Source organism: Bacillus sp. 11B20, from assembly GCF_056098985.1.
The window spans coordinates 1-13,881 of the sequence record NZ_JBLZWZ010000008.1 but is presented as its reverse complement, the minus strand read 5'-3'; the positions used below and the strand labels follow the sequence as shown (position 1 = coordinate 13,881).

8 protein-coding genes are annotated in these 13,881 nt (G+C 44.4%); 7 read left to right on the top strand and 1 reads right to left on the bottom strand.

Going from position 1 to position 13,881, the window contains the following annotated elements; genetic code table 11:
* Positions 1-121: 121 nt before the first annotated feature.
* The 7 genes from gltB to ACN6NB_RS09180 all read left to right on the top strand — a co-directional run bounded on the left by gltB (position 122) and on the right by ACN6NB_RS09180 (position 11,764).
* The gene (gene gltB / locus ACN6NB_RS09210) at positions 122-4,693 is read left to right on the top strand and encodes a glutamate synthase large subunit (RefSeq protein WP_474253328.1); all 4,572 of its coding nucleotides are present in this window, start codon (positions 122-124) and stop codon (positions 4,691-4,693) included.
* A 16-nt stretch (positions 4,694-4,709) separates the two neighbouring features.
* On the top strand, positions 4,710-6,194 hold the full coding sequence (gene gltD / locus ACN6NB_RS09205) for a glutamate synthase small subunit (RefSeq protein WP_039179183.1): 1,485 nt from the start codon (positions 4,710-4,712) through the stop codon (positions 6,192-6,194).
* Positions 6,195-6,370: 176 nt separating this feature from the next.
* Positions 6,371-7,072: a DUF421 domain-containing protein gene (locus ACN6NB_RS09200; RefSeq protein ID WP_039179181.1), complete on the top strand. Its 702-nt coding sequence runs from the start codon at positions 6,371-6,373 to the stop codon at positions 7,070-7,072.
* An 88-nt stretch (positions 7,073-7,160) separates the two neighbouring features.
* Entirely contained in the window at positions 7,161-8,135 is a 975-nt protein-coding gene (locus ACN6NB_RS09195) for a pectinesterase family protein (protein ID WP_144491456.1), read from the top strand.
* Positions 8,136-8,261: 126 nt separating this feature from the next.
* On the top strand, positions 8,262-9,746 hold the full coding sequence (dacB, locus tag ACN6NB_RS09190) for a D-alanyl-D-alanine carboxypeptidase/D-alanyl-D-alanine endopeptidase (RefSeq protein WP_144491457.1): 1,485 nt from the start codon (positions 8,262-8,264) through the stop codon (positions 9,744-9,746).
* A 25-nt stretch (positions 9,747-9,771) separates the two neighbouring features.
* Positions 9,772-11,139: an MATE family efflux transporter gene (locus ACN6NB_RS09185; RefSeq protein WP_064497449.1), complete on the top strand. Its 1,368-nt coding sequence runs from the start codon at positions 9,772-9,774 to the stop codon at positions 11,137-11,139.
* 64 nt (positions 11,140-11,203) lie between these two features.
* Complete coding sequence (locus ACN6NB_RS09180) at positions 11,204-11,764, top strand: CatB-related O-acetyltransferase (RefSeq protein ID WP_039179171.1); 561 nt, start codon at positions 11,204-11,206, stop codon at positions 11,762-11,764.
* 20 nt (positions 11,765-11,784) lie between these two features.
* Here ACN6NB_RS09180 and ACN6NB_RS09175 read toward each other — a convergent pair.
* Positions 11,785-13,881: beta strand repeat-containing protein (locus tag ACN6NB_RS09175; RefSeq protein ID WP_474253327.1), on the bottom strand; the 2,097-nt coding region annotated here is incomplete at its 5' end.

Sequence of the window (13,881 nt, the reverse complement as noted above, 5' to 3'; positions counted from 1 at the left end):
GAGATTGTTTTGATCTAAATTATATATTGTTTATATTAATTTGAAAACTTAAAATAAGTTACAGAGTTTGTGAGATTTTATTACTGTGAAAAACGGATCTTTTAAACGGGGGAGAGAAACGATGACTTATAATCAACTACCACAACCACAAGGTCTCTACCGTCCTGAATTTGAACATGATGCATGTGGAATCGGACTGTACGCCCATTTAAAAGGGGAGGCGACACATAGCATCGTCAAAAAGGGATTACAAATGCTGTGCCAGCTTGATCACCGCGGCGGGCAAGGCAGTGATCCGTATACAGGTGATGGTGCCGGTTTAATGGTACAGCTGCCAGACGCTTTCTTTAGAAAGAACTGCAAAGAATTTGCACTTCCAGAAAAGGGCCGTTACGGGGTAGGAATGGTCTTCTTTTCAAAAGATGATGACGAAAAAACGCGTCAAGCCATCGAACAGAAAATCAACGGGTTCATTAAACAGGAAGGCCAAACATTAATTGGCTGGAGAACGGTTCCTGTCGATGCCGGGAAAATTGGTACTGTCGCAGCGAAGAGCTGTCCGGTTGTGAGGCAGGTCTTTATCGGAGCAAACGACAACATCACAGATCGTTTGTCATTTGAAAGAAAATTATATGTCATCCGTAAACAGGCTGAGAACTGGGGAACAAAAGAGGAAAAACAATTTTACTTTGTCAGCCTGTCGAGTCAAACCATCGTATATAAGGGGCTTTTAACATCAGATCAAGTCGATGCTTTTTATCTTGATCTACAGGATGAAACATTTGTTTCTGCATTTTCACTTGTTCATTCAAGATTTAGTACAAATACATTTCCTACATGGGAAAGAGCCCATCCAAACCGTTACTTAATACACAACGGAGAAATCAACACATTAAGAGGAAACATCAATTGGATGAGAGCAAGAGAACAACAATTCGTATCTGAAGCCTTCGGAGACGATTTAGACAAGATTTTGCCAGTGCTGAATGCAGACGGAAGTGATTCATCCATTTTAGACAATGCCTTTGAATTCTTTGTGCTTGCAGGCCGTACACCTGCTCATACAGCAATGATGCTGATTCCTGAGCCTTGGACGGAAAACACGCACATGTCGAAAGAGAAACGGGCATTTTATGAATACCATAGTTCTCTCATAGAGCCATGGGATGGACCAACAGCGATTTCCTTTACGGACGGTAAACAAATCGGGGCCATCTTAGACCGAAACGGATTAAGACCGGCTAGATACTATGTCACGAATGATGATCATATCATTTTCTCTTCTGAGGTCGGCGTGATTGACACAAATGAAGAAGATGTGAAGTATAAAGATCGTCTTGAGCCTGGCAAAATGCTGCTCATTGATTTAGAAGAAGGAAGAATTATTTCTGACGAAGAAGTGAAATCGACCATTGCAAATGAACTTCCTTATCAAAAATGGCTCGATGAAGAAATGGTCCACGTCAATCGCTCGGAAGAAAATTCAGAAAATTCTAGTATAATGGATGATTTATTGACGCGTCAGCGTGCGTTCCATTATACGTACGAAGACATTCAAAAGTATTTAATTCCTTTACTAGAGGAAGGCAAGGACCCAATTGGTTCAATGGGAAGTGACACACCGCTTGCTGTGTTATCAGATCGTGCGCAGTCTCTGTTTTCTTATTTTAAGCAGTTGTTCGCACAAGTCACGAACCCGCCGATTGATGCCATTCGTGAGCAGCTGGTGACATCAACCATGACTTGGTTAGGTGCCGAAGGCGATATTTTACATCCGAATGAATATTCATGCCGAAGAATTAAACTTTATACTCCGGTCTTAACGAGCGGCCAATTTAACGGCTTGAAAACGATTGTTCATAATGCCTTTAAAAGCAAAACAATTCATACACTTTTCACCGATGATTTAAAGCGCGGACTGGATGCGATGTTTGAAGAGGCGGAAAAAGCGATTAGAGAAGGTGTCTCTTTATTAATCCTTTCAGATCGTGAAATGACAGAACAAAAAGTACCGATTCCACCAATTCTTGCGCTAAGTGCACTTCATCAGCACCTTGTGCGTCAAGGTCTGCGGACAAAGGTCAGTCTGATCGTTGAATCTGGAGAGGTGAGAGAGGTTCATCATTTTGCCGCACTGATTGGCTATGGGGCAGATGCGATCCATCCTTACCTTGTCTATGAAACGTACAAACAGCTGATTGCAGACGAAGCGATTTCGATCAGCTTTGATGAAGCTGTTACAAAGTTTGGTAAAAGCGTGACAGAAGGTGTCGTCAAAGTCATGTCCAAAGTGGGGATTTCCACTGTGCAAAGCTATAGAGGCGCGCAAATCTTTGAAGCAGTCGGGATTAGTGAAGACGTCATTCAAGAGTATTTCACAGGAACAGCTTCTCAGCTTGGCGGGATTGATCTTGACACCATTGCTCATGAGGCAAAACTTCGTCATGAAGCAGGGTACCAAGCAGCAACTGACCAGACACTTGAATCAGGCAGTGAATTCCAGTGGAGAAAAAATGGAGAGCACCATGCATTTAATCCAAAAACGATCCATACGCTCCAGTGGGCATGCCGAAATGAAGATTATGACCTATTTAAACAATATACAAAGGCAGCGGATGAAGAAAGAATCGGCTTCCTCAGAAATTTGTTTGCATTTCAGCCAAAACAAAAGCCGGTTCGTCTGGAAGAGGTTGAATCTGCTGAATCCATCGTGCGCCGCTTTAAGACAGGTGCTATGTCATTTGGATCTTTAAGTAAAGAAGCGCATGAGGCACTTGCAATTGCGATGAACCGAATTGGCGGTAAAAGTAACAGCGGAGAAGGCGGAGAAGATCCTGCCCGCTTTACAGTAGATGAACACGGTGATGACCGCAGAAGCGCCATTAAACAAATCGCTTCTGGCCGATTTGGTGTGAAAAGTCATTACTTAGTCAATGCAGATGAATTGCAAATTAAAATGGCGCAAGGGGCAAAGCCGGGAGAAGGCGGACAGCTTCCAGGAAATAAAGTGTATCCTTGGGTGGCCGATGTACGTGGTTCTACGCCAGGTGTCGGATTAATTTCACCACCGCCGCATCATGATATTTATTCAATCGAGGATTTGGCACAGCTGATTCATGATTTGAAAAACGCAAACCGTGATGCACGCATCAGTGTCAAGCTTGTATCTAAAGCAGGCGTTGGCACAATCGCAGCAGGTGTAGCAAAAGGAACTGCAGACGTCATTGTCATTAGCGGCTATGACGGCGGTACAGGAGCTTCACCGAAAACGAGTATTAAACACACAGGACTTCCTTGGGAGCTTGGATTGGCAGAGGCGCATCAAACCCTTGTGCTAAACGGTCTTCGCGAGAGAGTTGTTCTTGAAACGGACGGAAAGTTAATGACTGGCCGCGACGTTGTCATGGCTGCGATTTTAGGAGCAGAAGAGTATGGCTTTGCGACAGCTCCACTTGTCGTGCTGGGCTGCGTAATGATGAGAGCATGTCATTTAGATACTTGCCCGGTCGGTGTTGCCACACAAAATCCAGAGCTTCGCAAAAAATTCATGGGTAACCCTGATCACATTGTGAATTTCATGATGTTTATTGCAGAGGAAGTAAGAGAAATCTTAGCTGAACTAGGCTTTACATCAATGGATGAATTAATTGGTCGCACGGACGTCTTAGCGGTCAGTGAACGAGCAAAAGCTCACTGGAAAGCAGGGCAGCTAAACCTTGAAACACTGCTTTATCAGCCAGAAGGAGCGCGGACATTCAGAACACCGCAAAATCATAAAATTGATGAATCGCTGGATATGAATGAAATCCTTCCTTATGTACAAGAAGCGCTGAATCATCAAACACCAGTTGATCTATCATTGAACATTCGCAATATCAACCGTGTGGCCGGAACCATCACTGGCAGTGAAGTGTCTAAGCGCTACGGGGAAGAGGGCTTGCCAGAGGATACGATCACACTAAGATTCACTGGTTCAGCTGGACAAAGCTTTGGCGCATTTGTGCCAAAGGGTATGTCTCTCTATTTAACAGGTGATTCAAATGACTATATCGGCAAAGGACTCTCAGGAGGCAAAATTGCTGTTAAAACGTCTGATCATTTTGTACAAAATGGACATGAAAACGTCATTGTAGGAAACGTCGCATTTTACGGTGCAACTAGCGGAAAAGCTTATATTAACGGACGTGCTGGTGAACGATTTGCTGTTCGTAATTCAGGTGTACATGTGGTTGTTGAAGGAATCGGAGATCACGGCTGTGAATACATGACTGGCGGACGTGTCGTCATTTTAGGAGACGTTGGGAAAAACTTTGGTGCAGGTATGTCTGGTGGTGTGGCTTACATCCATACATCGGATGCCAAACAGTTCAAAAGAATGTGCAACATGGAAATGATCATGTTTGAAAAGCTCACAGATCATGAAGAAGAACAAGAAGTGAAGCAAATGATCAAGGAACACCTTGATTATACAAACAGCTCAAAAGCAGCAGCACTTCTTGAAAACTGGGAGCAAGAAAAGGATCAATTTATCAAAGTCATTCCGAGAAATTACAAAATGATGCTTCAAAGCATTGAAGAACAAAAACAAGCGGGCCTCAGTCATGAAGAAGCGGTGATGTTTGCCTTTGAAGCAAATACAAAACCGAAAAATCAAGAAACGGCAAACGGGCAAAAAGCAGCCCTCGCTCATTAAGAAAGGGGAGAGGACAATGGGCAAAGCAACAGGTTTTATGGAATATAAAAGAGAAAAGCCAAATGAACGTGACCCTCTCACTCGTCAAAATGACTGGAAAGAATATTCAGCTCCTTATACAGATGACGTATTGAAGAAACAGGGCGCTAGATGTATGGATTGCGGAACACCGTTTTGTCAAATTGGTATGGAGATCAGGGGCGGCGTGTCTGGCTGCCCGATCTACAATTTAATTCCAGAGTGGAATGACCTGGTCTATCGCGGAAGATGGAAAGAAGCGCTCGAAAGACTGCAAAAAACAAATAATTTCCCTGAGTTTACTGGGAGAGTATGTCCTGCGCCTTGTGAAGGTTCATGTACAGTCGCTATTAATGATCCAGCTGTTTCGATTAAAAATATCGAACGCACGATCATTGATAAAGGTTTTGAAAATGGATGGATCACGCCAAGAATCCCTTCAAGCCGTACAGGGAAGAAAATTGCCATTGTCGGCTCAGGACCAGCAGGACTTGCAAGTGCTGATCAATTAAACCAAGCAGGACACGCTGTTACAGTGTTCGAGCGTTCTGACCGCCTTGGCGGACTGCTGACTTACGGGATTCCAAATATGAAGCTCGACAAAGAAGTCGTTGAGCGCAGAGTTAAACTGCTAAGACAAGAAGGCATTGACTTTGTGACAAACACAGAAATCGGCGTGGATATCACTGCCGACGAACTGAAAGAGCAGTTTGATGCGGTTATCCTTTGTACAGGTGCACAAAAGCAGCGTGACCTGTTAATTGAAGGCAGGGAAGCAAAAGGGATTCACCTTGCAATGGATTATTTAACACTCGCAACGAAAAGCATGCTTGATTCAGGATTCAAAGACAAAAACTTCATTGATGCAAAAGGAAAAGACGTGATTGTGATTGGCGGAGGAGATACAGGCGCTGACTGCGTCGCAACTGCACTTCGCCAAAAAGCAAAAAGTGTTGTTCAATTCGGGAAGCATCCAAAGCTTCCAGATACACGTGTAGGGGATAACATGTGGCCAGAACAGCCTTATGTCTTCTCACTGGATTATGCTTATGAAGAAGCACAAGCAAAATTCGGAGAAGATCCGCGTCAATATTCAATTCAAACCACAAAAATTGTGGCAGATAAAAATGGGAAATTAAAAGAGCTTCATACCATTCAAATGGAAAAGGTGAAAAACGAACAAGGGAAGTTTGAATTTCATGAGATTCCAGGGACAGAGAAGGTATGGCCTGCTCAGCTCGTCTTTATTGCAATTGGTTTTGAGGGAACTGAACAGCCGCTTGTGAAACACTTTGGCGTGGACAGCAAAAACAATCGCATTGACGCAAAGTATGGGGAATATACAACAAATGTAGAAGGCGTATTTGCAGCGGGAGATGCAAGACGCGGGCAAAGCTTGATTGTCTGGGCAATTAATGAAGGCAGACAAGTGGCGCACGAGGTAGACCGTTATTTAATGGGGAGTTCGGTTCTGCCAAAATAGGTCAAACAAAGGGTGTTACAATATAAAGAAAAGCCATGACCGAAGTGTGGTCATGGCTTTTTATGTATTGGAGATAGAGATGAAGAATGATGCATTGATGGAAATGACGAACACGTTTAGATCCTTCCTTTCATGTATATGCTGTTATAAATGCAGTAAGAAAGGAAGGAACTTTTGTGCCGTTCGTTAATATTTTGACTGAACTCTTCATTGGATTTTTTGCTTTATTTTTAATTACAAAATTATTAGGAAAAACACAATTTGCACAAATCACACCGTTTGATTTCATTTCTGCACTTATTTTAGGCGAAATGGTCGGAAACGCCATTTTTGACCCAGAAGTCAAGATTCAGCACATTTTATTTGCTGTTGCGGTATGGGGCGTTCTCATTTATACAGTTGAATGGCTTTCACAGCGCTTTAAGTCCATTCGTGCGTTTTTAGAAGGAAGACCTACGCTTGTGATTGATAAGGGGAAAATTCACTACAACCGGTTGAAGAGGAATATGCTTGATATCAATCAGCTGCAGACACTGGTTCGCGCAAAAGGCCATTTTGCCCTGAATGAAATTGAATATGCCATACTGGAAACTGACGGATCTGTCAGTGTTCTTCCAAAAATGAAATACGCACCAGCCACAGCAGAAGATGTGAACGTGAAGGGAAAAGAAGTCAAATTGCCTAGAACGTTTATTATTGACGGCGAAATTTTAAAAGATGATTTACAAGAAGCTGGCTTTGATGAATCCTGGCTGAGTGATCAATTAAAAAAGCAGCATATTTCCTCTTATCGAGACGTTCTCTTTTGTGAATGGATTGAAAATGAAGGAATTTATGCAATGCAATATGAAAAATCTAAAAAAACATCCACAACATAAAAACGTGGGTGTTTTTTTGCGCGTGTATGGAATAGGATCAAAAAGAATGTTTGATGAAAACGTTCACAAAATGAGGAGGAGATATGTGATGAAATATAGAAACGTATGGATTATCATGGTCTTGTCTCTATTTCTTTATGACCCAGTTTCACTTCAAGCAGCAGAAGCAGGGCATAACCGCGTCCTTGTCGTTGATCAAAAGGGAAGCGGGGCATACCGCACCGTTCAGTCTGCCATTGATGCTATTCCAGCAAACAATCAACAGCGGGCAACGATCTATATTAAAAATGGCGTATATAGAGAAAAAATTTTGCTTCCGCAAAATAAACCACACGTATCTTTTGTCGGAGAAGATCAGCACAAGACGATCCTTACGTATGATGACACAAATGCAAGCACTGGGAGTACAACCAATAGCTCAAGCACAATGATTCGTGCAAACGATTTTTATGCAGAAAATATTACCTTCCAAAATACAGCTGGCAGACATGCTGGTCAGGCGGTGGCGCTGTATGTGTCTGGAGACCGCGCTGTGTTCAAACAAATACGTGTGTTAGGCTATCAAGATACACTTTATGCAACAGGCACAGGGCGGCAATATTATGAAAACTGCTATATCGAGGGCACGGTCGATTTTATTTTTGGATCAGCCACGGCTGTGTTTAAAAGAGCTGAAATAAAAAGCCTTGGAAATGGGTATATTACTGCAGCATCCACAACAGAAGCACAAAGGTACGGCTACGTATTCATAGATTCTACGTTGAAAAAGGGAACGGCAGTTGCGCAATCGGTTTATTTAGGACGTCCGTGGAGACCTTTTTCGGCTGTGACATTCCTCCATACAAAAATGGATGACCATATAAAAGCAGAGGGATGGCATAACTGGGATAACCGTGACAACGAAAGAACGGCCAGGTATAAAGAATTTGGATCGACAGGAGCAGGGAGCAGTCCAGCAAACCGCGTAAAATGGTCAACTATTTTAACCAATAACGAAGCAAGTCAGATCACGGTTCAAGCAGTTCTTGGAGGAGCCGATGGTTGGAATCCAGAAAAGAGGTAAAGGGCTTGTCAGTTTTCGTCAAAGAAAGCTGACTTTTCTGTTTAAAAAACCTTTGAGAACAAACGTTCTTTTGTGTATAATGAACATATTCTTCTAAATTTGGCGGCTACAATAAGGAGGGATTACGTGAAGCGTTTTTCACAGCTCATGTTTTTACAAATATGTATCCTGTCGATTTTATTTCTTCCTTTTTCAGCGAAAGATGAACAGCTCACAGCTCGTGATGATTCACTGGCTTGGATGACCGCTTTAGACGAACTCATACGAACAGCACCTGATTTAGAGGGCGCGATCTCTGGCATCAGCGTCCGCGATACTTCTGACAACTCTCTTCTTTATGAACATCAAGCCGATATTCGTCTTACTCCTGCTTCTAATATGAAACTGCTCACATCAGCCATCGCACTTGATATACTTGGAGAAACACACACATTCCCTACAGACATCTGGATGGATGGTTCCATTCAAAAGAAAACGTTACATGGCAGCCTTTATCTTCGCGGCACCGGCGATCCGACTTTATTAGAGAAGGATTTTGCAGCACTTGCCAAAAAAGTCAAAAAGGCCGGAATACATAGCATTCGCGGACAGCTTGCAGCAGATGACACTTGGTTTGATGACACGAGATACTCCATTGATCTGCCTTGGAGTGATGAGGATCAATATTACGGGGCACAAATTTCTGCTCTCACGGCTTCACCGAATCAAGATTATGATGCAGGGACCGTGATTCTCGAAGTAAAACCAGGAAAAAAAGCAGGACAGAAAGCCGAGTATGAGATGATCCCGAAGACGGATGTCGCTCAAGTCATCAATCAAGTGAAAACAGTTCCAGAAGGCGGAAAAAAGAAAATCTCTTTTAAGCGCTCTCACGGAACCAACAAGATTACGTTGACTGGGACCATTCCGGTTAAAGCAAGCTCATCTAAACAATGGGTAGCTTTATGGGATCCGGCCGCCTATGCTTTAGACTTATTGAAACGAGCGTTAAAGGCGGAAGGCATTCAAGTAAAAGGACCACTGAAAGCAAAACAAGTTCCTAAAAAAGCCAAAAAAATCGCCTCCCATACATCGATGCCATTATCAGAGCTGCTCGTTCCTATGATGAAATTAAGCAACAATACACATGCAGAAATTTTGCTAAAGGAACTAGGCAAAAAAGTGAAGAACAAAGGGAGCTTTGAAGCTGGGCTGGACGTCATGAATGAACGGCTTCCTGCGTTTGGCATCGATCCTTCGCTTGCAGTTTTGCGTGACGGCTCGGGGATATCACCTATTAACCTTGTCTCTGCTAACCAGTTCACTTTATTTTTGACAAACATTCAAAAGGAAAAATGGTTTAAAACCTATGAACATGCGCTCCCTTTAGCAGGGGCGAGTGAACGAATGGTGGGGGGCACGTTAAGGAACAGATTGAAAGAACCAGTTACGCTAGAAAAAGTACGTGCAAAAACAGGGTCGTTAACAACGGTCAGCACACTTTCTGGATATATTGACACGCAGGGCGGAAAAACGCTCGCTTTTTCCATCTTGTTAAATCACCTTGTTGATGACGAAAAAGGGAAAGAGATAGAAGACCGTATTGTCAGCATATTAGCTGAGAACCTTTAGATTTAGAGAGAGAAGGAGAACCATCATGACGTTAGATAACAATCAATCTTTAGTAAAAACCATGTCCATTTTTCTCATCCCGCTTTTGCTAAGCAATATTTTGCAATCGATCGGACAGTTAGTGTCCATTGTTCTTGTCGGAAGATGGATTGGAGAGGATGCAGTAGCTGCCATTTCTGCATTCTTTCCGCTTTTCTTTTTGCTCGTTTCTTTTTCCATTGGAATTGGATCGGGAAGCTCGATCCTTATTGGACAGGCGTATGGAGCAAAAAATGAACAGAAATTAAAAGAAATCATTGGCACAACGCTTTCATTCACTTTTTTGATCGGCGTCTCTTTAGCGATCATTGGAGGTTTTTTCGCAACAGACATCTTAAACCTCATGGGAACACCTGCTAATATCGTGGAGAAAAGTGCGGCTTACGCCAGAATTTTATTCATCTCAATGCCGATCTTATTTCTTTATTTTGTTTATACAACATTCTTGCGGGGAACAGGGGATTCGAAAACACCTTTTTATTTCTTAATGATTAGTACGGCAACGAATATTCTGATGCTGCCCATTTTATTATTTGGCTGGCTGGGACTGCCGGCGTTCGGCTTATATGGCGCTGCGTATGCTTCAGTGATTTCAACAATTGTGACGTTTATCATTCTACATATCTACTTATATAAGACAAAGCATCCGCTTCGTATTGATGCATCGGTGAGAAAGCATTTATTGATGAAAGGGGATCTATTAAAAACGTTATTAAAGCTCAGTATCCCATCAAGCATTAATATGATCCTTATTTCTTTATCAGAAATTGCCGTTATTTCTTTCGTCAACGATTATGGATCACAGGCGACAGCTGCCTATGGTGTTGTCAATCAAGTCGTGAGTTATGTGCAGATGCCGGCAGTGAGTCTTGGCATTGCGGTCTCAATCTTTGCAGCACAATTCATTGGTGCAGGGAATATGAATCGACTGAAAGATGTCATTAAAATTGGGTTAGGACTTAACTTCGCCATAGGCGGATGTATCATTATTTTCGTTTATATTTTTGCACCGCAGATTTTATCTATCTTTTTAACAGATCCTAAGACGATAGACATTGCTTATAGTTTGGTTGTCATTACACTATGGAGCTATCTCATTTTTGGAACGGCCCAAATTGTTGCAGCCACAATGAGAGCAAGCGGGACAGTTCTTTGGCCGACGATCTTTAGTATTTGTTCCATTTGGCTTGTAGAAGTACCAGTCGCCTATGTGCTATCACATTATACATCCCTCGGCATTAAGGGAATATGGATTGGCTACCCTGCTGCGTTCTTTGTGAACTTACTCCTCCAATACAGCTACTATCAGCTCGTATGGAAGAAAAAACAAATTGTAGCGCTTGTTCAATCATAATGTGAAGGCGTAAAGTAGCATATACATACGAAGATCTATCACTTTTAAGGAGGCCGGATCTTCTATGTTTTTGAATCAAAGAAGTGAACTAAGCTCGTACAATATCGGTGACTTTTCTTATGCCGGACCAGATTTCCAAGTGCTGACATGGGGGGAAGGAACGACATTACATATTGGGAAGTTTTGTTCCATCGCAAACGAAGTGAAAATTTTTCTAGGCGGGGAACACCGTACAGATTGGGTCACAACGTATCCGTTTAATCAAATTTTCAAAGAAGCTGCACATATTAAAGGACACCCAAAATCGAAGGGGGATGTTCATATTGGACATGACGTATGGATTGGATATGGTGCGACGATTATGTCCGGAGTATGTATAGGCAACGGGGCTGTGATAGGAGCAAATAGTGTGATCACAAAAGATGTGCCTCCATATGCAATAGCCGCAGGAAATCCCCAGCAGCTCATGAAATATCGATTTTCATCCGAAATAATCGAAAAACTGCAGTTATTAGAATGGTGGAATTTAGAGTTTTCAATCATCCAATCTGTTTTTCACCTTTTGCAATCTGATGATATTGAACAGTGTATAAATGTAATAGAAGACATAAAAAAGAAAGGCTGAAAAAGCCTTTCTTTTTTCGTTTAGCTTAGCCGTATAATGGTCAAGGCTGCTCCTGCAGCACCGCCCCCGCCAACTAAAATAGCTGTGACAACTGCCCCAAAAAACTGCAGTGAAATGGTGCTTCCAGCTGTTAAATTAACAATAACAGTGTTGTTGATAAATGAAGTTGAGATAACAGGTGATTGAACAGAACCAGAAATAGTAGTTGCTCCATTTAAAAGCAAACGTGTACTAATCAAAAGAGCTGTAGTGGTGTTGACTTGATACGTAATATAATATTTACCAGTTTGCAGAACGGTAAAAACAGTACTTGTGCCGTTTGCCGTAAAACCAGTGATGTTTTGAAAGTTTGGCAGAGGAATATTCGTTCCACCGGCTACAGTAACAATGGTAGGTCCAGAACTATTAGCAGCATAAAGTGCAGTATCTGTAAAACCACCTGTTCCAGTTGCCCCAGTGACACCAGTAACACCTGTCACGCCAGTAGGACCGGTTGATCCAGTAGAACCTGTGGCACCAGTAGGACCCGTATCTCCAGTGCTACCTGTAGCCCCGGTAGGACCAGTATCTCCAGTGCTACCTGTAGCCCCGGTAGGACCAGTAGCTCCAGTGCTACCCGTTACGCCAGTAGGACCGGTTGATCCAGTAGAACCTGTGGCACCAGTAGGACCAGTAGCTCCAGTGCTACCTGTAGCCCCGGTAGAACCAGTATCTCCAGTGCTGCCCGTAGCGCCAGTAGAACCGGTAGCTCCAGTAATACCAGTGGCACCGGTAGGACCCGTATCTCCAGTGACACCCGTAGCGCCAGTAGCTCCGGTTGATCCAGTAGCCCCGGTGGCACCGGTAGGGCCAGTATCTCCAGTGATGCCCGTAGCGCCAGTAGGACCGGTTGATCCAGTAGCCCCGGTGGCACCAGTAGGACCAGTATCTCCAGTGATGCCCGTAGCGCCAGTAGGACCGGTTGATCCAGTAGAACCTGTGGCACCGGTAGGACCAGTAGCTCCGGTGATGCCCGTTGCCCCGGTAGAACCAGTAGCTCCAGTGCTGCCCGTAGCGCCAGTAGAACCAGTATCTCCAGTGCTACCCGTTACGCCAGTAGGACCCGTTGGTCCAGTAATACCTGTTGCGCCGGTAGGACCAGTGGCTCCGGTAATACCCGTTGCACCAGTAGGTCCGGTAGCTCCAGTGCTGCCCGTAGCGCCAGTAGGACCAGTATCTCCAGTGATGCCCGTAGCGCCAGTAGGACCGGTTGATCCAGTAGCCCCGGTGGCACCAGTAGGACCAGTAGCTCCGGTGATGCCCGTAGCGCCGGTAGGTCCGGTAGCTCCAGTAATACCAGTGGCACCGGTAGGACCAGTAGCTCCGGTAATACCAGTGGCACCGGTAGGACCAGTATCTCCAGTGCTACCCGTTGCACCAGTAGGTCCGGTAGCTCCAGTGCTACCCGTCGCACCGGTAGGTCCGGTATCTCCAGTGCTACCCGTAGCGCCAGTAGGACCGGTTGATCCAGTAGAACCTGTGGCACCAGTAGGACCAGTTGATCCAGTGCTACCTGTAGCCCCGGTAGAACCAGTAGCTCCAGTGCTGCCCGTAGCGCCAGTAGAACCGGTAGCTCCAGTAATACCAGTGGCACCGGTAGGACCCGTATCTCCAGTGCTGCCCGTGGCGCCAGTAGGCCCAGTAACTCCGGTAGGACCCGTTGGTCCAGTGATACCAGTAGCCCCGGTAGAACCAGTAGCTCCAGTGCTACCCGTTACGCCAGTAGGACCCGTTGGTCCAGTAATACCTGTTGCGCCGGTAGGTCCAGTGGCTCCGGTAATACCCGTTGCACCAGTAGGTCCGGTAGCTCCAGTGCTGCCCGTAGCGCCAGTAGAACCAGTATCTCCAGTGCTACCCGTTACGCCAGTAGGACCAGTAGCTCCGGTGATGCCCGTAGCGCCGGTAGGTCCGGTAGCTCCAGTAATACCAGTGGCACCGGTAGGACCAGTATCTCCGGTAATACCAGTGGCACCGGTAGGACCAGTATCTCCAGTGCTACCCGTTGCACCAGTAGGTCCGGTAGCTCCAGTGCTACCCGTCGCACCGGTAGGTCCGGTATCTCCAGTGCTACCCGTAGC

Excerpts from the sequence above, each read along its gene's own strand:
- gltB (WP_474253328.1), top strand. The coding sequence starts at position 122 with ATGACTTATAATCAACTACCACAACCACAAGGTCTCTACCGTCCTGAA.
- gltD (WP_039179183.1), top strand. The coding sequence starts at position 4,710 with ATGGGCAAAGCAACAGGTTTTATGGAATATAAAAGAGAAAAGCCAAAT.
- ACN6NB_RS09195 (WP_144491456.1), top strand. The coding sequence starts at position 7,161 with ATGAAATATAGAAACGTATGGATTATCATGGTCTTGTCTCTATTTCTT.
- ACN6NB_RS09185 (WP_064497449.1), top strand. The coding sequence starts at position 9,772 with ATGACGTTAGATAACAATCAATCTTTAGTAAAAACCATGTCCATTTTT.
- ACN6NB_RS09180 (WP_039179171.1), top strand. The coding sequence starts at position 11,204 with ATGTTTTTGAATCAAAGAAGTGAACTAAGCTCGTACAATATCGGTGAC.